The 19,647-nt window shown below is 69.1% G+C and carries 21 protein-coding genes and 1 pseudogene; 12 read left to right on the top strand and 10 right to left on the bottom strand.

Translation table 11 applies throughout. The features are described from left to right. Positions 1–3 precede the first annotated feature (3 nt). Both IPG68_12080 and IPG68_12075 read right to left on the bottom strand, forming a co-directional pair. The gene (locus IPG68_12080) at positions 4–810 is read right to left on the bottom strand and encodes a hypothetical protein (GenBank protein MBK6763949.1); all 807 of its coding nucleotides are present in this window, start codon (positions 808–810) and stop codon (positions 4–6) included. Between the two features lie 12 nt (positions 811–822). Beyond that, positions 823–2,322 (bottom strand): hypothetical protein, encoded by a 1,500-nt coding sequence (locus IPG68_12075; GenBank protein MBK6763948.1) that lies wholly within the window; start codon positions 2,320–2,322, stop codon positions 823–825. A gap of 128 nt (positions 2,323–2,450) precedes the next feature. Between IPG68_12075 and IPG68_12070 the strand changes: the two genes are divergently transcribed. After that, positions 2,451–3,266: a hypothetical protein gene (locus IPG68_12070; GenBank protein ID MBK6763947.1), complete on the top strand. Its 816-nt coding sequence runs from the start codon at positions 2,451–2,453 to the stop codon at positions 3,264–3,266. A 517-nt stretch (positions 3,267–3,783) separates the two neighbouring features. On the opposite strand, the gene IPG68_12065 is transcribed toward IPG68_12070, so the two are convergent. The 3 genes from IPG68_12065 to IPG68_12055 form a co-directional block, all read right to left on the bottom strand. Continuing rightward, the gene (locus IPG68_12065; protein ID MBK6763946.1) at positions 3,784–4,359 is read right to left on the bottom strand and encodes a fasciclin domain-containing protein; all 576 of its coding nucleotides are present in this window, start codon (positions 4,357–4,359) and stop codon (positions 3,784–3,786) included. Between the two features lie 82 nt (positions 4,360–4,441). After that, on the bottom strand, positions 4,442–5,302 hold the full coding sequence (locus IPG68_12060; GenBank protein MBK6763945.1) for an alpha/beta fold hydrolase: 861 nt from the start codon (positions 5,300–5,302) through the stop codon (positions 4,442–4,444). Beyond that, complete coding sequence (locus IPG68_12055; GenBank protein MBK6763944.1) at positions 5,299–6,627, bottom strand: NAD(P)-binding domain-containing protein; 1,329 nt, start codon at positions 6,625–6,627, stop codon at positions 5,299–5,301. The genes IPG68_12060 and IPG68_12055 overlap by 4 nt, the downstream gene beginning before the upstream one ends. Positions 6,628–6,676: 49 nt before the next feature. Between IPG68_12055 and IPG68_12050 the strand changes: the two genes are divergently transcribed. Continuing rightward, the gene (locus IPG68_12050; protein MBK6763943.1) at positions 6,677–7,159 is read left to right on the top strand and encodes an O-acetyl-ADP-ribose deacetylase; all 483 of its coding nucleotides are present in this window, start codon (positions 6,677–6,679) and stop codon (positions 7,157–7,159) included. A 40-nt stretch (positions 7,160–7,199) separates the two neighbouring features. Beyond that, complete coding sequence (locus IPG68_12045; GenBank protein MBK6763942.1) at positions 7,200–8,369, top strand: acyltransferase; 1,170 nt, start codon at positions 7,200–7,202, stop codon at positions 8,367–8,369. 6 nt (positions 8,370–8,375) lie between these two features. On the opposite strand, the gene IPG68_12040 is transcribed toward IPG68_12045, so the two are convergent. Beyond that, positions 8,376–9,206: a hypothetical protein gene (locus IPG68_12040; GenBank protein ID MBK6763941.1), complete on the bottom strand. Its 831-nt coding sequence runs from the start codon at positions 9,204–9,206 to the stop codon at positions 8,376–8,378. Positions 9,207–9,303: 97 nt separating this feature from the next. Between IPG68_12040 and IPG68_12035 the strand changes: the two genes are divergently transcribed. Next, positions 9,304–11,199, top strand: coding sequence for a hypothetical protein (locus IPG68_12035; protein ID MBK6763940.1), 1,896 nt, complete (start codon positions 9,304–9,306; stop codon positions 11,197–11,199). Here IPG68_12035 and IPG68_12030 read toward each other — a convergent pair. Beyond that, complete coding sequence (locus IPG68_12030; GenBank protein MBK6763939.1) at positions 11,127–11,624, bottom strand: YceI family protein; 498 nt, start codon at positions 11,622–11,624, stop codon at positions 11,127–11,129. The two genes, IPG68_12035 and IPG68_12030, sit on opposite strands and share 73 nt — an antisense overlap. Before the next feature lie 140 nt (positions 11,625–11,764). On the opposite strand from IPG68_12030, the gene IPG68_12025 reads away from it, so the two are divergent. The 6 genes and pseudogenes from IPG68_12025 (at position 11,765) to IPG68_12000 (ending at position 16,464) form a co-directional block, all read left to right on the top strand. Beyond that, complete coding sequence (locus IPG68_12025; GenBank protein ID MBK6763938.1) at positions 11,765–12,388, top strand: helix-turn-helix domain-containing protein; 624 nt, start codon at positions 11,765–11,767, stop codon at positions 12,386–12,388. Beyond that, positions 12,385–13,623 (top strand): NAD(P)/FAD-dependent oxidoreductase, encoded by a 1,239-nt coding sequence (locus IPG68_12020; protein MBK6763937.1) that lies wholly within the window; start codon positions 12,385–12,387, stop codon positions 13,621–13,623. The genes IPG68_12025 and IPG68_12020 overlap by 4 nt, the downstream gene beginning before the upstream one ends. Then, positions 13,620–14,324 carry a DUF1641 domain-containing protein gene (locus IPG68_12015; protein ID MBK6763936.1) on the top strand — a complete coding sequence of 235 codons (705 nt, stop codon included), beginning with the start codon at positions 13,620–13,622 and terminating at the stop codon, positions 14,322–14,324. The genes IPG68_12020 and IPG68_12015 overlap by 4 nt, the downstream gene beginning before the upstream one ends. A gap of 3 nt (positions 14,325–14,327) precedes the next feature. Beyond that, entirely contained in the window at positions 14,328–14,642 is a 315-nt protein-coding gene (locus IPG68_12010) for a TusE/DsrC/DsvC family sulfur relay protein (protein MBK6763935.1), read from the top strand. Between the two features lie 10 nt (positions 14,643–14,652). Further along, positions 14,653–15,174 carry a DsrE/DsrF/DrsH-like family protein gene (locus IPG68_12005; protein ID MBK6763934.1) on the top strand — a complete coding sequence of 174 codons (522 nt, stop codon included), beginning with the start codon at positions 14,653–14,655 and terminating at the stop codon, positions 15,172–15,174. A 174-nt stretch (positions 15,175–15,348) separates the two neighbouring features. After that, positions 15,349–16,464, top strand: a pseudogene (locus tag IPG68_12000) (DEAD/DEAH box helicase). Between the two features lie 180 nt (positions 16,465–16,644). Here the strand turns inward: IPG68_12000 and sodN are convergent. Then, a complete protein-coding gene (gene sodN, locus IPG68_11995) occupies positions 16,645–17,067 on the bottom strand; it encodes a superoxide dismutase, Ni (protein ID MBK6763933.1) in 423 nt (140 codons plus the stop codon). A gap of 98 nt (positions 17,068–17,165) precedes the next feature. Between sodN and IPG68_11990 the strand changes: the two genes are divergently transcribed. Continuing rightward, complete coding sequence (locus IPG68_11990) at positions 17,166–17,411, top strand: S26 family signal peptidase (protein MBK6763932.1); 246 nt, start codon at positions 17,166–17,168, stop codon at positions 17,409–17,411. Here the strand turns inward: IPG68_11990 and IPG68_11985 are convergent. Together IPG68_11985 and IPG68_11980 are read right to left on the bottom strand one after the other, a co-directional pair. After that, complete coding sequence (locus tag IPG68_11985; protein ID MBK6763931.1) at positions 17,404–18,432, bottom strand: SRPBCC domain-containing protein; 1,029 nt, start codon at positions 18,430–18,432, stop codon at positions 17,404–17,406. The two genes, IPG68_11990 and IPG68_11985, sit on opposite strands and share 8 nt — an antisense overlap. Then, positions 18,429–19,232: an SDR family oxidoreductase gene (locus IPG68_11980; protein MBK6763930.1), complete on the bottom strand. Its 804-nt coding sequence runs from the start codon at positions 19,230–19,232 to the stop codon at positions 18,429–18,431. The genes IPG68_11985 and IPG68_11980 overlap by 4 nt, the downstream gene beginning before the upstream one ends. Here IPG68_11980 and IPG68_11975 point away from each other — a divergent pair. Then, entirely contained in the window at positions 19,231–19,647 is a 417-nt protein-coding gene (locus tag IPG68_11975; protein MBK6763929.1) for a hypothetical protein, read from the top strand. The two genes, IPG68_11980 and IPG68_11975, sit on opposite strands and share 2 nt — an antisense overlap.

Here is a 19,647-nt window from a genome sequence, read left to right as displayed (position 1 = left end):
GCCTCAGGGGCCGGTGGCCTCCAGGTAGCCGGCGAGGTCCGCGTTCCACACGACATCGTCGAGGCTGAGTTTCAGCCAGGGCTGGCGCTGGTCGCCCCACTGCACCGATGACAGGGCTGGCACCCCGATGCCGCCGATGCGGGTCCAGGCGTGGTTGCGGCTCACCCAGCGGATCGGCTCTGCGTCCTGCGGGCTGCGCCAGCGCAACGCCTCCCAGCGCTCGAGCAGGCCGGTGGCGGGGTCGAAGAACGCGACGAGCGCGTCGGGGCCGTCGGTCTGCGGTACCACCAGGCGGGCGCTGACGGCATCGATCGGCTCCCAGCGCGCCCCCGGATCCACCAGCGCCCCGGGCAGCCAGACGTACTCCCCCCACATGCTGAGGTTCGCCGCCCGGTCCACCCGTGGCTGGTTCTCCACCAGGCCCATCGGCAGGTCCAGCCGGGCGTGGCCGTCGAGGTACCACTCCTGCCCTGTCATGAGTTTGCGGCCGAACGGCATGACCTCCATGTAGTGGCGGTAGCCGCGGCCCACGATGTGGCTGAACCGGAAGCGGCCGGGCAGCGCGGCGCCCAGACGCATCGACATCCGCCCGCTGATCACGGCGGAATCCTGCAGCGGCAGGGTGTCGCCGACAACCACCTCGAGGTAGCGCTGCACCGGCTCCGGCAGTCCCTCAGGGATCGGCGCGCGCGGCAGTTCCGGCGCCGGGCGGTCGAAGGGACCGAACGGCGGCGGCACTGTGCGCAGGCCCTTGCGCACCGCCACGGTTCCGGCTGCCACGGCCGCACCCGCGGCGATCCACCTCTTCATGCCCTCACCCTCTCACCGACCGGGGATCCCGACCTCCACACGGTCGGTGCACCCCTCGATGGCGATCGGGGCGATCGGCCCGGGCGGCGGGAAGACGTAGAGGTCGCCGAGCCGCACCACCCGCACCCCGGCGTCGAACTGCGGCACCACGACCGTCCCGCACTGCCGGCCCTCCGCGACCACCAACGGCGTGAACCGGAGCGGTCCGATCGTCCCGGTTTTGTCCACCTGCAAGGGCGCGGTCGACCGCTGCGGGAACCGGGCAGGGAGCGGGCCGACCTGCAGCAGCGTGCGAGTCGTGCCCAGTTCGTACACCGGCGGTTCGGTGGTGAAGAAGAAGTGCCCCAGCATCGCCGGTGGGCTGGGGGTGGGAGCGAGGTCGCCGCGGACCTGGCGCGCGGCCGCCAGCCAATCACGGCCCGGGTCCACAGGACCCCCGATGCTCCACATGCTCCAGCAACCCACGACGGCCAGCCCGGTGGTCAGCCACACGACCGGCCGCCAGTCGATTGCGAAGGACCCGAGGCCGGCCAGCAGCACCGTGCCGGTGATGAACGTGAAGCGGGGGTCGGAGGCCAGGACGCTACCGGCGAACCCGCCACGCAGAGTGACGAACGACAGCACCTCTACGGCGAGGAACGCCATCACGACCGCACCGACCAGCAGCGTGCGCCGCGGGTCGAATGACAGGCCGATCAGCAGCAGCACCATCCACACCACGAGCACCGCGAGCGCCCACAGCCCGGCATCGACGGGCACTGGCGTGCGGGCGTCGTACGGCAGCCAGCCGAGCACCGATCGCAGCACCGATCCCGGCCCCGCGTACCAGGCCGACCCCGGCACGCTGGTCCCGCTCGCGCGGCCGGGCAGGTCGTCGAGCGCCCGCAGGACGAGGGCCACCACCGTCACCGCGGCCAGCACCAGCCAGGAGCTCCGGTTCTCCCGCCAGGCCCGTACGCCGTGGAAGAAGAAGGCCACCGCGAGCAGCACCGGCAGGAAGAAGACGGCCCGTTCGTGGAACAACCACGCCACCGCCGCCAGCCCACCCACCACCAGCGGGGTCCATCGTGCCGGCCGGGCCAGGACCCACCCGGCGGCGGACATCAGCACCAGCGGAACCGTTTCCAGACCAGCGGAGAGCCACGACTGCGCCAGCATGGTCGCGGGCCAGGCGGCGAACAGGATCGCGGCGGCCGCGGTGGCGGGCGTGACCCCGCCCCACCTGCGCAGCATCAGCCAGAAACCCACGGTGGTCGCCACGGCGATGGCGCTGAGCACCAGAGCGGCCGGCCACCACACCTGCGGCGCCACCCTCGCCAGCAGCCATTGCATCGCGAACGAGGCGGGCTCCCGGTGGCCGTTCCAGTTCTGCCCGACGACATCGGCGACAGGAGCGTTCCACGCCGTCCAGATGTGGATGTAGTCGTCCTGCCAGAAGAAGCTGCCCCAGATCACCCACAGCCGCACCGCGCAGGTCACGCCGATGACCGCCCACACCAGCGCGCCGAGCACCCCTGCAGGCTACCGAGGGCCATACCCTGAGACTCCCCGACCGAAGGAGAACCATGGCACGAGGATCCTGGGCCGAAAGCCGCGTGGTGACCAAGCAGGCGTGGGGGGTCATCAAGTAGAACCCCTACATGCTGCTCTTCCCAGTGGTGAGCGCAGTCCTGGCGATCATCGCCGTGCTCGTCATCGGCGGGGCCGGCGTGGCGGCCCTGGGCTGGCGGGGCGTGGAGGAGACCGCGGCCAGCGGGGAGGTCTCGACCAGCACCGCGATCGTCGGCATCGTCATCCTGATCATCGCCGCGTACGTGGCGACGTTGATCACGCAGGTCTTCATGGGTGGGCTGGTGAAGTGCGCCGACGAGGAGTTGCAGGGCCGCGACTCCAGTTTCGGCGCCGGCCTCGGTGCGGCCATGGGCCGCTTCCCGGCCCTGATGGGGTGGGCCGGGATCCAGACTGCCGTGGGGTGGCTGCTGTCCGCCGTGCGGGGCAACGGCAGTGACAACAACGTCATTGTGACCGTCCTGCGGCTCGTGCTCGCCTCCTTGCTGGCGGTCGCGTGGTCGGTGATCACGTTCTTCGTCCTGCCGCTGATCATCCTGCGCGGCAAGGGCCCTGTGGCCGCGATCAAGCAGTCGGTGAGCGTGATCCGCGCGACCTGGGGCATGCAGATCGCCGGCGGCGTACGCATCGGCGGGCTCATCGGACTGATCGCGGTGCTGCCGGGGATCCTGTTCGCCGTCGTCGGCGGGTTCGTCGCCATGGCGGGCACGCCTGCCGTCGGGGTCCCGCTGTCGGCACTCGGCGTCATCGTGGTCATCGCCGCGCAGGTCGTGATCAGCGCCATGCGCGCGATCTTCTCGGTGGCGATGTTGCACTACGTCGAGGAGCAGCAGGGGTTCGGCCCGTTCGAGGCCGCGGCGCTGCAGTCAGCCGTCCGGGTGAAGTGAGCCAGATCACGTCCCCACCGCTGTACAGGCGTATGCGTATAAACGTATAGTGAAGCCACAAACGAACTTCGAGGAGGTGAGTAGAGCATGTACGGACACAAGGGTGAGAACACCAGTAACCAGCTGAACATCAACAACAGCGTTTACAAGGCACACCTGCACGACGCGGTAACGAAGAAGTCCGCGCTCGTCCCTGACTCGAAGGCTCCGCGTAAGTAGAGGACTTCGACGCGAGGCCCCGGTTCGAGAGAGCCGGGGCCCTTTGCTGTGCCGTGACGCCGCCGCGCCAACTCCATCCGGGAGAGGAACCTCAACCCGGGAGCGATCCACCCGGTCCTTTTCGCTCCCGCCCATCCCTTTCTCTCCCGCCCTTCGCTGTGCCCGCTGACGCCGCCCCGCCAGCTCCATCCGGGAGCGACCCGGACATGTCTCCCGCCCTTCGCCGCGGGGTGTGCGTCGCGGGACAACGACGAGCCCCTGGAGAACCGGATCTCCAGGGGCTCGTCGGCTGGGGGGATCAGCTGGTCAGCGCTGTCACGTCCACGTTCGGCGGCACCAGAACCTCGTCGATCACGTGGATGACACCGTTGCTGGCCTCGACGTCTGCGGCCTCGACGGTGGCACCGTTCACGGTGACCGTGCCGTCGGTGACCTCGATGGTCAGGTCCTGACCCTCCACCGTGGGCACCTCGCCGGGCTCGATGTCAGTCGACATCACCTCACCGGCCACCACGTGGTAGGTGAGGATCTCCGTGAGAAGTTCCTTGTTCTCCGGCAGCAACAGCGCGTCCAGCACACCGGCCGGCAGCGCCTCGAAGGCGGCATCGGTCGGGGCGAAGACGGTGTACGGGCCTTCGGCGCTCAGGGTCTCGGCCAGGTCGGCCGCCTCCACCGCCGCCACCAGGGTGCTGAAGTCGGGGTTGCCGGCCGCAACGTCGACGATGGTGTCGGCGCTGGCGGTGGCCATCGGGGAGGCCTCCGCGCTGGTGGCGGCGGCGCTCGGGGTCGTCTCAGCGGTGGAATCCCCGCTGCTACAACCCACCAGTGCCAGTGAGGCGACGGCGAAGCCCGCCGCGGCGATCTTGATGTTCATTGCTCCTCCAGGGTGCGATTGGCTTACACACAGGAGTTCTCCCCCAGCCACCATTTTGGATGCAACGTTTTTGAACCGATTTTCAGGAAATGTGCAGCGGCGGAAGCGCGCGGGCACCCGGCAGCGGCGCCCCGGGCGGGCAGGTCCGGTCAACCCAGCCCAGAACGGTGTCCAGCACCTCGCGCCAGGGGCCGTCGAGCATGACGTCATGACCGCCAGGCACCCACACCACCTGCTCGCCCAGCGCCCGGGCGCACCGTTGCACGTCGGCGGCGGCCACCAGCCGGTCCTGCACCGCCCCGACGACCATCACCGGCGACTGCACCGGACCGAGGCGCTCCGGACGCAACATCGCGTACTGGGCCCACGGCGACTCCCGGCCGATCCGCGACACGTAGCCGGCGGCCACCTCGGCCGGCAGGTCCGCGTACAGGTCCTCAGCGGTCAGCCGCAGCGTCGCGCCGAGCACCGCGCGGGTGAAGTCCACCGGCCTGCGCCGCATGCCCTGCACGACCGTCGCGGGGATGCCGGCGGTAGGTATGGGGGTCATCAGCACGCCGGCCCGCGCCGGATATCGCTGCAGTACACGCTGAGCCACCAGTGTGCCCAGCGAGTGCGCAACGATCACCGGCGGCTGCGGCAGTGTGACGATCACCTGCAGCACGTCGTGGATGTAGTCACGCAGCGTGGCCCGGCGCAGTTCCCGCTGCCCGCCCGACCCGCCGTGACCCCGGTAGGACATGGCGTACGACGAGTAGCCGCGTCCGGCGGCCACGCCCTGCCAGTGCTGTGCGTAGCACCACGCGCCGTGCCCCAGGCCGTGCAGAAACAACAGCGGCGGCCGGTCCGACCCGGGCACCTCCTCGGCCACGACTTCGAGGTGCACCGGCTTGGTCGGCCACGCCCACTCCCCCCGGCGCAGCACCTGCGGCCCCCTGCTCACGCGGCCACCTCACCGAGGAAGTCCTGCAGCGCCGCGAGATAGTCCTGGTGGGCGATCTCGTAGTAGTGCCGGGTCGATTCCTTGTAGTGTGCGCCACCGCTGAAGCGCTGCTCGCGGTGGGCGTTGAGCCGGGCATGGATGTGGGCCGCCGCCGCCGGATCGGTGGCCCGTAACTTCAGGAACTGTGCGATGGCCATGCCCTGCCAGTGGGCGATGGTCCACTGCCCGGAGTCCGGCTGGATGAGCCCGGACAGCCACAAGGTCGGGGAGGTGGGCGAGGCCATCTGCAGGGCCAGCCGCGGATGGCCGTCCCCGGCGTCGAGCGCCTCTTGGTCGGCCAGGAACGGGAACACGGCGAGGTAGCCGGTGGCGAACACGACGAGATCGACGTCGGCGCGGGTGCCGTCGGTGAAGACCGCCCCCGCCGCGTCGAAGTGGTCCACGTCGGGTGCCGGGGTGATGTCGCCGTGGCCGACGTAGTAGACCAACTGCTGATTGACGATCGGGTGCGTCTCGAAGAACGCGTGGTCGGGCTTCTGCAGGCCGAAGTCCTCGAACCGGCCCATCGTGGTTCGCAGCGTCGCCCCGAAGGCCAGCCGCCGCAGCGGCAGCGGCACCCGCATCGCCAGCAACTGGTCGGCGATCTGGTCCGACGGCTTGCCGAACACGAACTTCGGGTTGTAGTAGTAACCACGCCGTGTGGAATGGAACGTGGCCGTTGCGTTCTGCTCGGCTTCCACCGCGATGTCGCACCCGGTGTTGCCCGCCCCCACCACCAGCACCCGCCGGCCGCGCACCTGCTCGGCGCTCTTGTAGTCCGCGGAGTGCAGGATCTGCCCGGCGAAGTCGTCCTGCCCGGGATACGCCGGCATCTTCGGGAACCAGTTGTGGCCGTTGGCGACCACCACCGCGTCATAACGCAGTGTGTGCCGGGTCCCGTCCCGCTCGACGGTGACGTCCCACCGGTCGTCGCCGACGGCAATCACCTGCTCGACGCTGCTGCGCAACGAGATCCGCTCGCGCAGGCCGAAGTGCGCGGCGTAAGCGTCGAAGTACGCCTTGACCTGCCGGTGGTTCGGGTAGTCGGGGTAGTCGTCGGGCATCGGGAAGTCCGGGAACTGCGTGAAGGGCTTGCTGGAGATCAGGTGCGTGGATTCGTAGACCCGGGAGGTCGGGCCGCCGAAGTTCCAGTTGCCGCCGAGGTCGGGGGCGCGGTCGAAGCCGTCCGCGGGGATTCCCACCTGCAGCAGTGCCTTCAGCGCGGACAAGCCGTGCGGTCCGGCGCCGATCACAGCCACGCCACCGGGGCGTTCGGTCACATCCATGCCCCGACGGTACGCGCTGGGGGTCCGGACAGCGCAGTACGGTCACGGTATGCAATTCGTGCTCGGCGACATCACCACCATCGCGGTCGACGCCGTGGTCAACGCGGCGAACGAAGCGCTGTCCGACGGCGCCGGGGTCAACGGGGCCATCCACCGCGCCGCCGGTCCGAAACTGCCCGCTGCCTGCCGGGCGGTGGCACCGTGCCCCACCGGCGAGGCCCGCATCACCCCGGGCTTCGACCTGCCGGCGCGTTTCATCATCCACACCGTCGGGCCGGTCTGGCGCGGCGGTCAGCACGACGAGGCACGGCTGCTGGCCTCGGCGTACCGTTCCTCGATCCGGCTGGCCGAGGAGAACGGCCTGCATTCCATCGCGTTCCCGGCGATCAGTTGCGGGATCTTCGGCTACCCCGTCGAGGCGGCGGCGCGGATCGCGGTGGACACCGTGCGCGAGGCCACCGCCGGTGCATCCATCGATGTCACCTTCGTGCTCTTCTCCCACGACCTGCTGGAGGTCTTCCGGGCGGCCTAGCGGGTTGCCCCGGGCAGACCCGTGGCGGGACACTGGACTCGTGGCGGATCGGGCCACCGAGGATCACCTGCCCCTGGCGGGCCGAGTTGAGCACACCCGGCGGCCGTGGCTCGACAACCTCAAGGTGCTACTCATCACGGCCATCATCGCCATCCACGGTGTCCTCAGTTACGCCAGCACGGTCGAGGTCTGGACGTACACCGAATTCCGGGAAGTGACCCTGAATCCGATCACCGAGGCCGTGCTGATCGTGCTGGTCGCACCGTTCGGCTTCTTCCTGATCGCGCTGCTGTTCCTGGTCGCCGGACTGCTCACACCCGGCTCTGTCGCGCGTAAGGGTGTGCGGCGGTTCGCTGTCGACCGCCTGCTGCGCCTCGGAGTGCCGTTCCTCGTATTCGTGTTCCTGCTCGAACCGACGCTGACCTACCTGCTCGAGCACCCGCTCGGCGACGCTCCCGGATCTTGGACCGAGGAGTACCTCGGGGCGGAGAAGAGCCTCGACACCGGTCCCCTGTGGTTCGTGGGAGTGCTGCTCATCTACTCGTTGGCGTACGCCGCGTGGGTCGCCGTACGGCGGGGCCGACCGCGCAGCCACCCGCCCATCACCATGCGCCTGCTGGTGGCCGTCATGGGCAGCGTCGCGGCCGCGTCCTTCCTCGTCAGGCTGATCTACCCGTACGGTAGCGAGGCAGGACGCTCCGACCTCCAGTTCTGGGAGTGGCCGGCCTGCATGGCAGCCTTCGGGCTGGGTGTTGTCGCATGGCAGCAGGGATGGCTGGACCGGGTGCCGGGCGGTCTACGACGGCGATGCCGCTCGGTGACGCTGGTCGCGCTGCTGGCGATGGTCGCGCTACTGGCCGGGGCAGGCCTGACAGACCGGGTCGACGACCTCTTCGGAGGATGGAACCCGCTGGCGCTGCTCTTCGCCCTGATCGAGGCGCCGTTGACCATCTGTGGCCCGATCTGGTTGCTGGGGGTGGCCCAACTGCGCCTCGACCGGCGCTACCGGGGCGACGAATTGCTCAACCGGACCTGCTACGCAGCGTTCATCGTGCAGGGCTTCGTGCTCATCGGCCTGGCCTATGCACTGCGGGCTGTCGCGGCGCCCGCCGAGGTCAAGGCGCTGGTCGTGGCCGCCGGCGGGGTGGCCGGGTCCTACGGCCTGGCCTGGCTCCTGCTTCACATCCCCGGGGTGGGGCGCGTGCTGTAGCCGGGCCTACTGCCCGTTGTTCTCGACCGGCATCTGGTTGATGTACCCGACGCCTTCGGTGTACTTGCTGCGCACGAGGCCGAACTCGTCGGCACGGCGCTGCTGCGCCAGTTGCTTGGACCGCTGGTAGTCCTCACGCAGTCGGGTCTGCAGGTTCGAGATCGTCGCATTGGCCTGCTCGATGACGTTCTCGATCCGCTGCGCGTAACTCTCCCTGGCGTTCTCGGTCCTGGTGTCGTACTTGTTGTCCGCGACGTTCAGGTCGGCCCGCTTCTCCTGTGCCAGGCTGTCCAGGTTGTCCTGGATGGCGCTGATCTCCTCCCGGAGATTCTGCTTGACCACCGGGTTGGTGGCCTTGGCCAACTTCTTGCGGGCCTTGTTCAGCTGCTTGTTGAGTCTGTCCTGCTGAGCGGCGTACTTGCCGTTGATGCGCGCGATGGCGGCCCTGCGCTCGGCGGCGATCTCGTTGAGCCGGGACTGCCGCGCGTTCTTCAACTGCGCCACCTGGTTGTTGCGCCGCTGCTTGAGCGCGACCACCTTTGCCTTGCGCTGGTTGCGGCGGTCCTTCGCCTGGCTCATGCGGTTCTGGTACAGCACCCGCACCTTCGCGGCGGCCCGCGCGCGCTTCTTGGACAACTCGCTGCGGTACTTGCTGATCTGGGCCGGGGTCTGCTGCTGGCCCTTCTCGGTGTTGAGCTCTGAGACGTAACTCTTCAGCGCCTGATACTGCACCGTGCTGCGGATCCCGGGGTTGGCGGCATTGGCCGGTGCCGACGAGAACACCAGGGCTGGCGCGACGAACAAGGAGACGGCCGTGAGCATCCATCGATTACGCATGCGCCGACCGTAGCGCCACGACCCCCCGGGTTGCCCGATCTGTCCCCTCCACCGGACCGGCGACCACGATCGGTGACAACCCGCTACGCTGACCGCCGTGCCGCCCCGCGCTCTGCGCCTGGCCACAGCCGTGCTGCTCGTGGCCGAAGCGCTTCTCGTCGTCCACCCCGTGCTGGCGGTCTCCAACCTCTTCGTCGGGTCCGGTGTGCTGGGCAAGGCCCTCGCGTACGTGCGCATCGGGGACGTGGTGGGGCAGGGTCTGGTGCTCGTGCTGAGCCCGCTGCTCGTCGTGCTCCTGCTGCTCGCGGCGTGGGGGGTTGCCCACAGCGCCCGCGGCACCGGCGCACTGCTACTCCAGCCAATGGTGGCGGTGTACGCCGGACTGCCCCTGCTCCGGCCGATGACGGTGCCGGCGCCCACGCTGGCAGTGATCGCTGCCAGCACCACCGTGGTGTTGATCGCGCTGATCGTGAAGGGTTCACCGGACCGCACTGGCCGCCGCCGCTGGTGGTGGCTGGCGGGCTTCACCGGCGCGGTGGCGATGATCGCGGGCATCAACGCCACCTCCCGCGCACTGCCCTTCGATCCCACGGCGCTGCTCACCTCGGCGGGCGGAGGGGAGCCTCGCACGCTGGCCGACCTGTCCGCACCTGACGTGCCGCAGAACCCGTCAGTGGCCCGCAACCCGTTCAACAGCATCCACAACGACACGTGGGCCAGCGACGCCTACGACCTGCCGTCGCCGGCCGACCCGCTGCGGGCACCGGTGGCCTCGCTGTTCACCGGCGGGGACTGCGCGACGATCACCTTCGACTCCCGCGGCCGGCTCATCACTCTGTGCTCGACGCTGACGCGGGTCGTGGCGTACGTCGTCGACCCCTCGTCGCTGGCGGTCATCGACTCGCGGATCGTCGGGCAGCGCCGCCCGAGCCTCACCGACTTCTCCGGCGGCGGGTACTTCATCCTGGACGCGGCCGACCGGATCGTGTTCCCGGCGCGCGGCGGGGTGCTGCGCATCCTCGGCACCGGACCCGGCCTGCCCGAGCAGGACAGCATCGACGTGTCCGCCACCCTGCAGCCCGATGAGCAAGTGACCTCCGTGCTGCCCGACTGGCAGGGCCGCTACTGGTACGTCGGGGCGCTGGGAACCGTCGGTGTCGTGCGTGACGGGCAGGCAACCGCGCGCAACCTGGGCGGCGAGGACATCGAGAACTCGTTCGCGGTCGGCCGCGAAGGTGCGTACGTGGCCACCGGCGCGGCCATGTACCGGCTGCGGGCCGGGCCCGACGGACCGCCGGAGATCGTCTGGCGCGCCGCGTACGACGCGGGCACCCGGCAGAAGCCCGGCCAGACCAGCCGCGCCACCGGCACGACCCCCACGTTGTTCGGCGACGCTGTGGCCATCACCGACAACGCGGACCCCCAGATGCACGTCGTGGTGTTCGATCGCGCCGATGGCCGCGAGCGCTGCCGGGCGCCGGTCTTCAGCCCCACCGCCTCCGCCACGGAGAACTCGCTGATCGCGATCGACGGCATGCTCGTCGTGGAGAACAACTACGGCTACAAGCCGGCCGTGATGTCGACGACCGCCGGTGGCACCACACAGCCGGGACTGGCCGCGGTCGACGGCGCGGACTGCTCGCTGCGCTGGTCGAACGACACGATCCACATCCCGTCGCTGGTCTCCAAGGCCACTAGTACCGGCGGGCTGGTGCTGACCTACTCCAAGCCGCCCTCGGCGCTAGGCACGGATGCCTGGTACTTCACGGCCGTCGACGCCCGCACCGGGGAGGTCGTATGGACCCGCCGCGCCGGGGCCGGCACCCCGTTCAACAACCACTACGCGGCGGCCTATCTCGGGGACACCGGCGACCTGTACGTCGGGACCCTCAACGGCCTGGTCGTCCTGCGGGGGGAGGCTCAGGGCAGTTCGACGTCGAGGTCCACGGTCACCTCGTCCTCGACCTTGAGCTGGCCGAGCATCAACGAGTAGGGCTTGACCCCGAAGTCCGTCTGCAGCACGGGTATGTGGGCCTGCGCGCGGCCGTCGGCCACGTCGACCGCGGCTGTCAGCGGCCGGGTCACCCCGTGGATCGTGAGGTCCCCGCTGACCTCATAACCGCCCGTCACCTCCCCCGAGAACGTGACCTCCGGGTGGTGCGCAGCATCCAGGACCTTGGCTGCGTTGCGCACGATCACCTGCTTGTCCACCGGTGTCAGTGGCGTGATCCCGCCCCGCCCGGACTCCACCCGCAGGCTGCGCAGCGAGGCCCGTAAGCGCACCGCGGTGGGCTTGCCGCGGCGCAGGTCGACCGTGGCCGACCAGTCATCCACAGCGATGACGAGCCGGTGTCCCATGCGCGCAGCGGAACCAGCCACACCGGTGCGGATGAAGACGGTGCCGGTGGTGAGGTCCACGCCCCCAGCCTAGGCGCGGGACCCCGCGGCCGCGATTGCGACGAAAGTGCCGGGCCCAAGAGGCACCCCTGCCTCGCAAGCATCTGCATATGCGGCGTATGCTGCATTACATGCAGGCAATGCAGACGGAATCTCCTTCAATGCAGCGTCTGCTCAGTGCGCGACAGGTTCAGGACATCCTCCACGTCGACCGCTCCACCGTCTACCGCATGGCCGAGGACGGCCGCCTCCCCGCGATGCGGGTGGGTAAGCAGTGGCGCTTCCCCGCCGACGAGATCTACCGGCTGGTGTCCTCGGATCCGGTCATCAACACCTCGCCCATGGACCCGCAGGTGGCCGCCGCGTCCGCCGACGTCGCCGCCGAACTGCTCGGCGTCATGGTGGTGGTCACCGACATGGAGGGCCACCCGATCACGCCGATCGCCAACCCCTGCCCGTGGATGGTGGAGCACGCCGAGGACCCCGAGGTCCTGCAGACGTGCATCGCGCAGTGGCACCGGATGGCCGATGACCACACCTTCGAGCCGCAGTTCAGCGAGGGCGAGCACGGATTCGAATGCGCTCGGGCGTTCGTGCGCTCCGGCCGCGAACTCGTCGGCATGGTCCTCGCCGGTGGCGTGACCCCGCAGGGCGCGCACCGCACGGATCTCTACGACCTCGAGCCCGACGACCGGCGACGTGTGCTCGACGCACTGCCCAAGGTCGCCGCCGCACTGTCCCGTACCGCGTCGGCACCCGGCGCACCGAAAGAGGAGAGAAGATGAGGAAACTCGTGATCCTGGGCGCCGGCACCGCCGGAACCATGGCCGCGACCAAGTTGCGTCCGCAGTTGCCGCGCGACGAGTGGTCAGTCACGATCGTGGACCAGAACGAGACCCACTACTACCAGCCGGGGTACCTGTTCATCCCCTTCGGGATCTACCGCCCGGACGAGGTGACCAAGCCCATCAAGCGGTTCATCCCCAGCGGCGTGGACCTCGTGACCGGGGCGATCGACCGCGTGGTCGCCGACGAGAACAAGGTCCTGCTCGACGACGGCCGCGAACTGCCCTACGACTACCTCATCATCGCCACCGGCACGACCCCGCGGCCGGACGAGACCCCGGGCATGGCCGACGACCTCGGCGGATCGGTCCACGAGTTCTACACGTACAAGGGCGCCACCGCGCTGGCCGACAAGCTGCGCACGTGGGAGGGCGGACACCTGGTCGTGCACATCACCGAGATGCCCATCAAGTGCCCGGTGGCACCGCTGGAGTTCACCTTCCTCGCCGACGCGTTCTTCACCGAGCAGGGCATCCGGGACAACGTCAAGATCACCTATGTGACCCCGCTGGAGGGGGCGTTCACCAAGCCGGTGGCCTCGAAGTACCTCGGTGACATGCTCGACAAGCGCAACGTGCACCTCGAGCCGGACTTCATGATCGAGTCCATCGACACCGAGGCCAAGAAGCTGGTCTCCTTCGACGAGCGGGAGGTCGACTACGACCTGCTGGTCACGATCCCGCTGAACATGGGTGCGGACTACATCGCGCGCTCCGACCTCGGCGACGACCTGAACTACGTACCCGTCGACCAGCAGACGCTGCTGAGCAAGAAGCACGACAACATCTTCGCCGTCGGCGACGCCTCCGACATCCCCGCGTCCAAGGCCGGCTCCGTCGCCCACTTCGCGATGGACCTCTTCCCGGCCAACTTCATGAACCACATCCAGGGCCTGAAGATGACGGAGTTCTTCGACGGCCACGCCAACTGCTTCATCGAGACCGGGCACGGCAAGGGCCTGCTCATCGACTTCAACTACGAGACCGAGCCGCTGCCGGGCAAGTACCCACTGCCGGGTGTGGGGCCGTTCTCGCTGCTGAAGGAGACGGAGTTGAACCACTGGGGCAAGGTGATGTTCCGCTGGATGTACTGGAACATCCTGCTGCCCGGCAAGGAACTGCCGCTGCCCGCGCTCATGTCGATGGCGGGCAAGGAGACAGGAGACCTGCGATGACCGCCGAGCCCACCACCGTGGAGTTGGCCGAGCGGATCGACCGCATGAGCGAGCAGATGGACTTCATCGCCGCCGAGATGCTCGCCCAGCGGCGCGCCCGGGAGACGTGGACCGAACTCAGCGAGACGCTGGTGCCGGTCACCCGCGGGGCGATGGACGTCGCCACCCGGGAACTCGACGACCTCAGCGACGACGTGACAGCTGACGACCTGGTGCGGTTCGCCCGCACCGCCGCCCGCAGCCTGCCGAAACTGGAGGCGATGATGGCGCAGTTGGACAGCCTCTCGGAGTTGATGCACACGGTCAATTCGCTCAGTGGCGCCGGGCTGGCCAAGGTCACCGACGTCCTGGCCGCCGCCGACGACAAGGGCTACTTCGTGTTCGCCCGCGAGGGCAGCCGGATCGCCGACCGGGTGGTCACGGAGTTCACCGAGGAGGACGTGCAGGCTCTCGGCGACAACGTGGTGACCATCCTCAACGCGGTCAAGGAGATGACCCAGCCCGAGGTGATGGGCCTCGTCCAGCGCACCGCCGGTTCGGTCCAGGACGTCGAGGACACCCCCATGGAACCACCGTCGCTGTTCGCGCTGCTGAAGTCGATGCGCGACCCGCAGACCCGCCGCGGCCTCGGCAAGGTCATGGCAATGCTGCACACGGTCGGCGAGGAGCACCCGCCGACCCCCACCCAAGGAAGGAAGTAAGAAATGCCCACCGCGACGATTGCGGGCCACGAGGTCCAGATCAACGACGAAGGGTTCCTCACCGAGTACGACCAGTGGAGTGAGGACATCGCTGAGGAACTCGCCACGAACATCGGTGTCGAGATGACGCCGCGCCACTGGGAGGTCATCAAGTGGCTGCGCGAGGACTACAAGGAGAAGGGCGAGACCGCCACGACCCGCCGCGTGCAGACCGTCGGCGGCTTCCCCACCAAAGAGCAGTTCCAGTTGTTCCCGAAGAAGCCGGCGAAGAAGATGGCTTACATCGCCGGTGTCCCCAAGCCGCACGGCTGCGTGTGAGGAGCTGACCATGGCTGACGCAATCATTCCGAACTTCGGCGACGACGAAGAGACCGATCGCAAGTTCGTCCTCATCTGTTCCAAGGGCAACCTGGACATGGCCTACCCCGGCCTGGTCCTGGCCAACGCCGCCCTCGGCGAGGGCATCGAGACGCACATCTTCTTCACGTTCTGGGGCTTCGACATGATCACGAAGTCGCGGATGTGGGACCTGCAGTTCTCGCCGGTCGGGAACACCGCCATGCACCTTCCGGGCCGCGACACGAAGATGCCGCAGGCGCTGTCGCCCATGCCGGGCATGACCGGGATGGCGACGAAGATGATGAAGAAGCAGATCGCGGACCTCGGCATCCCCGAGGTGCCGGACTTCCTCGATCAGATCGTCGCCGCGGGCGGCCACCTGTGGGCGTGCCGGATGTCGGCGGACATGAACAAGCTGACCGAGTCCGACCTGCGCGACGACGTCGAGGCGATCATCAACGCCTCCGACTTCATCGAGATGACCGACGGGGCACAGATCCTGTTCATCTGAGGGTGTGGCGCACCTCACGACCCACCCAATGCTCCCGTGGGCTACTGTGGGAGCAGACCAGCCGGGCAACCTGCCCGGCTGCGGTCGTGAGCGGCACCCCTTTGACGGGCGCCTGTCTGTTCCGATTGATATCGGCCTCATGCATCCACGGCCACATATCCGATTGGAACCACCATGTCACGTTCGTTCGCCGATCTCGGCGTGCCCGCCGCCCTGTGCAAGGCCATGGCCGCGCAGGGCATCACCGAGCCCTTCCCCATCCAGACCCACACCCTGCCCGACGCACTGGCCGGCAAAGACGTCCTCGGCCGCGGCCGCACCGGCAGCGGAAAGACCCTCGCGTTCAGCCTGCCGGTGGCCGTGCGCCTGCAAGGCGGACGCAGTCGTGCCGGTGCCCCGCGGGCCATGATCCTCGTCCCCACGCGGGAACTGGCCACCCAGGTCACCGCCACGTTGCAGCCGCTGGCTGATGCCTCGGGGCTGACAGTGACCACGATCGTCGGCGGCGTGCCGCAGGGCCGCCAGGTCACCGCGTTGCGCAACGGCGTGGACGTGGTCGTGGCGACCCCGGGGCGCCTGGAGGACCTCATCCAGCAGGGTCACTGCCGTCTGGATGCCGTCCAGATCTCCGTGCTCGACGAAGCCGACCACTTGGCCGACCTCGGATTCCTGCCGGCCACGCGGCGCCTGCTCAACGCGACCCCCCGCGGCCAGCGACTGCTGTTCTCCGCCACCCTCGACGGGGCTGTCGGCGTGCTCGTGCGCCACTACCTCGTCGACCCGGTGACCCACCACGTCGACGCCGCCAGCGCCCCGGTGCCGACCATGACCCACCACATGCTGACCGTCGACGATGCGGACAAGCACGCGGTGGTGCGCGAACTCGTCTCCGGCCATCGACGCGCGCTGGCCTTCACACGCACCAAGCACGCGGCGAAGAAGCTGGCCCGGCAACTGTCTGCCGCCGGCATCCCCGCGGTCGACCTGCACGGCAACCTGTCGCAGGCGGCCCGGCAGCGCAACCTTGCGGCGTTCAGCGACGGCTCGGTGCGGGTCCTCGTGGCCACGGACATCGCCGCCCGCGGGATCCACGTCGACGGGATCGATCTGGTGGTGCACGTGGACCCGCCGGCCGAGCACAAGACGTACCTGCACCGCTGCGGCCGGACGGCCCGCGCCGGAGCCGACGGGATGGCCGTCACGGTGGGCACGCACGATCAGCGCCGGCCCGTGCAGCGGATGATGCGCCAGGCCGAGGTCTTCCCCACGACGATCAGCGTCACCCCAGGCCACTCCGCCATCCGGGAACTGGTCGGCCCCCCGGCGCCGCGCTCCGAGCGCGTGGTGGCAGCGCAGCCGGCACCCTCCGGGCGGCCGCCGTCGCCGGGCACCCCGCAGGCACTGACCGCCGAGACGTGCAGCAGAGGACCCCCGCCATTGCCGGTGCGGGGGTCCTCTGCTGTGCGGGGGTTACGCAGGCGGGTACACGCCCATGTCCTTGGCCTTCGCGGTCTGCCAGAAGATGTCGGCGATCTCGTCGATGTAGGCGACCAACTGCTCGCCCACGGCGGGATCCATGGACTTCTTGGCCTCACCGGCTTGGTGGATGGCCTTCCAGAAGAGTTCGTGCAGGTCGGGGAACTGCGCGAAGTGCTCCGGGGTGAAGAAGTCCGCCCACAGCACCATCAGGTGGTGCTTGGCCTCCTCGGCGCGCTGCTCCTTGATGAAGATGCAGCGGGTACGGAAGGCCTCGTCGTCGGAGTCCTGGTACTTCTTGGCGGTCTTCACCACCGACAGCGCCTCGATCTTGGCCTGCGCCGGGTCGTAGACGCCGCAGTACAGGTCGCAGTGGGCGTGGGCGATGGTGGCGGATGCGAACAGCCTGCCGAGCATGTGCAACTCCTTCGTTGGATTCCTCTCGACCCTACAATCATGCGGTGCCCCCCGGAAGAGCGCAGCCCCTGCGCCGTTTCGTCGTCGCCGACCGTTCGATGGAGCCCACCCTGGTCGAAGGTCAGGGGCTGCTGGCCACGCCGTATGGACGCCCGAAAGCCGGGCAGGTGCGCTGTTTCGAGCACCCCGACCGCCCCGGTTTCTGGCTCGTGAAGCGGGTGGCGCGGGTGCGTGGCGGCTCGATGGACGCCACCTCCGACAACCCCGCCGGCGCGGACTTCACCGCGGTTCCGGTCGCGGGGTCCTACCGGGTGCTGCTGGCCATCCCGAAACGCCTCATGTGAGCGCGCAGTGCTCGGCCAACGCGTCCAGCACGCGGCTCCAGGCCGCTGCGAAGTACTCCCGGTTGGCGTCCCACTCCGGTCCCTGCCCGTGTCCCCACTGCGCGAGGCGCACGTGTGTGCCGCCGGGGGAAGGGGTCAGAGTCAGGACCACCCACGTGTGCTGGCCACGGGTCGGGAACCCGGGCGGCGAGTTCCAGGTGAAGGCGACCAAACGGTCCGGTTCCAGCGCCAGGATCCGGCAGCCCTCACCACCGCGCAGCCCCTCCGGGGCGTCGGCGAGGAACTGGTACTCGTAGGGCCCGCCGACGCGGGCATCCACCACGGCGGTCACCCCGAGGAACTGCTCGATGCCGGTCTGCGTGGTCCATAGTCGGTAGACCTCGGCGGGCCCGGCCGCGACCTCCCGCTCGATCACCACCGGATCGCTGCCGCCGGTGTCATCGCCGTAGTAGTCCCACGGATAGTCCAGTTGGCGGGCCACGAGACGGGCCAGCGCGGAGTCGGTACTGCGGGCCACGAGGTGCAGGGCGACATCGATCCCGCAGGCCAACCCGCCGCCAGTCACGAGGGCACCGGCGTCCACCACCCGCGCCCGCCTGCCACCGGGTCGCCCGAGCTGCGCGAGATCCTCCCAGTGCGTGGTCCAGGCGTTGGGCAGCAGCCCGGCCGCTGAGAGCAGGAACGCCCCGGTGCACACGCTGGCGACGATCTCCCGGCCCTGCGCGCTCGTACTGACGAGGCCCACCAGGTCGCCATCGGCGGTCGCGGTGGCCACGTCCACAGTCCCGGGGACGAGGAGGATCCCGTTGGTGCGCGGTGCTCCGGTGGGCGAGACCTGCACCCCGCCATAGGTGCCCACCGGAATGCCGTCGGCACTGAAGGCCACCGGCGAGAACGCCGGCGCCTCCCCCTGCCGCGCCAACAGCCGGTTGGCGGTCAGGAACACCTCCCACGGCCCTGCGAAGTCCATCAGGTCCATGCCTTCGAAGAGAAGCAGATCGACGTTCACTGCCGAGCTCATCCCGGGCGGCGTTCCTCGGACTGCTCAATGACCGAGCGGCCGTGGAACGTGTCCATGCCGTCGAACGCACCTGCCCAGCGCGAGATCCGGTCCGAGATCCCTGGGGGCAGCGGCCGAACGAGGTAGGCGGTCAACACCGCGGGCCGGTTGAGCAGCAGCCGCTGCCGGTTGCGCTCCACTGCGGTGAGAACGGATGCGGCCGCGTACTCCGGCGTCAACTCCGGGAAGAACCACGGCGACTTGGCGCCGGCGAACATACCGGTGCCGATGACCTGCGGCAGCACCACCGTCGTGCGCACCCCCGGTGCGTCCTGCGCCAGCTCCGTCCGCAGCGACTCCGCGAACCCGTAGGCCGCGTGCTTGCTCGCCACATAATCGGTCAGCCCCGGCACGGGCGTGGCCCCGACGAGGGAGGCGATGGTGACGATGTGGCCGCGGTCGCGTTCGACCATGCCGGGCAGGAAGGCCTTCGTGCACCAGAACAGCGCCAGCACGTTGACATCCATCGTGCGCTCAATGGCCTCGTCCGGCAGGTCGAGGATCCGCCGTCCGCTGACGACACCGGCGTTGAGGATGAGGACGTCCACGTCACCGGTGCGGGCGGCCTGCGCGTAGACCGCCTCCCGGTCGGTGACATACACCACCGCCGTCTCCATGCCGGGCAGTTCGGCCAGGGCGGCTGCATCCCGGTCCCACGCCACCACACTCGCCCCGCGCCGGACCGCTTCCAGCGCCATCAACCGGCCGATCCCCGATGCGGCCCCGGTGATGAGAACCCGTGCCCCGTTCAGTTGCGTCATGCCCGCCACCCTGCCAGCCGCGCCACACCGGCGGCAACCTGCGGCAACCGCTTGCCGCCGCGGCCACCTGACCGCTGGACTGGCAGGGAGCGCCGGCCACGCCCGGTCGGCGACCCTCCCCGAGGAGCGCGACCAGCATCTGGTCCTCGGGGTCAACGAACTTACCCCGCAGGAGTGGGACGACTCGTTCGGCCGCGTGTACCGCCCCCACATCGACGCCAGCGTCTTCGGCTACGGCGCAGAGAATAACTACCGCATCCGGTGGAAGACAGCCACGAGCAACAAGTGCCCGTGGTACGTCTGGGAGTTCCCGACGTTCATGGTGTCCCTGAACTACGCCACCCATCGGCACGACGAGACCATGCTGTTGAACCGCAGGCCCCAGGCGTCTCCGCGCTCGTCGCCTGCAGCATGA

The sequence above is a fragment of the Micrococcales bacterium genome, from assembly GCA_016703125.1.
GTDB lineage: Bacteria > Actinomycetota > Actinomycetes > S36-B12 > UBA10799 > JADKAV01.
This window is presented reverse-complemented; position numbering and strand designations above follow the sequence as displayed.

Coding starts and splice junctions, on each gene's coding strand:
- IPG68_12080 (MBK6763949.1), bottom strand. CDS start 810: ATGAAGAGGTGGATCGCCGCGGGTGCGGCCGTGGCAGCCGGAACCGTG.
- IPG68_12040 (MBK6763941.1), bottom strand. CDS start 9,206: ATGCGTAATCGATGGATGCTCACGGCCGTCTCCTTGTTCGTCGCGCCA.
- IPG68_12055 (MBK6763944.1), bottom strand. CDS start 6,627: ATGGATGTGACCGAACGCCCCGGTGGCGTGGCTGTGATCGGCGCCGGA.
- IPG68_11990 (MBK6763932.1), top strand. CDS start 17,166: ATGGAGCCCACCCTGGTCGAAGGTCAGGGGCTGCTGGCCACGCCGTAT.
- IPG68_12070 (MBK6763947.1), top strand. CDS start 2,451: ATGCTGCTCTTCCCAGTGGTGAGCGCAGTCCTGGCGATCATCGCCGTG.
- IPG68_12010 (MBK6763935.1), top strand. CDS start 14,328: ATGCCCACCGCGACGATTGCGGGCCACGAGGTCCAGATCAACGACGAA.
- IPG68_12005 (MBK6763934.1), top strand. CDS start 14,653: ATGGCTGACGCAATCATTCCGAACTTCGGCGACGACGAAGAGACCGAT.
- IPG68_12065 (MBK6763946.1), bottom strand. CDS start 4,359: ATGAACATCAAGATCGCCGCGGCGGGCTTCGCCGTCGCCTCACTGGCA.
- IPG68_11975 (MBK6763929.1), top strand. CDS start 19,231: ATGCCCGCCACCCTGCCAGCCGCGCCACACCGGCGGCAACCTGCGGCA.
- sodN (MBK6763933.1), bottom strand. CDS start 17,067: ATGCTCGGCAGGCTGTTCGCATCCGCCACCATCGCCCACGCCCACTGC.
- IPG68_12020 (MBK6763937.1), top strand. CDS start 12,385: ATGAGGAAACTCGTGATCCTGGGCGCCGGCACCGCCGGAACCATGGCC.
- IPG68_12025 (MBK6763938.1), top strand. CDS start 11,765: ATGCAGCGTCTGCTCAGTGCGCGACAGGTTCAGGACATCCTCCACGTC.
- IPG68_12050 (MBK6763943.1), top strand. CDS start 6,677: ATGCAATTCGTGCTCGGCGACATCACCACCATCGCGGTCGACGCCGTG.
- IPG68_12015 (MBK6763936.1), top strand. CDS start 13,620: ATGACCGCCGAGCCCACCACCGTGGAGTTGGCCGAGCGGATCGACCGC.
- IPG68_11985 (MBK6763931.1), bottom strand. CDS start 18,432: ATGAGCTCGGCAGTGAACGTCGATCTGCTTCTCTTCGAAGGCATGGAC.
- IPG68_11980 (MBK6763930.1), bottom strand. CDS start 19,232: ATGACGCAACTGAACGGGGCACGGGTTCTCATCACCGGGGCCGCATCG.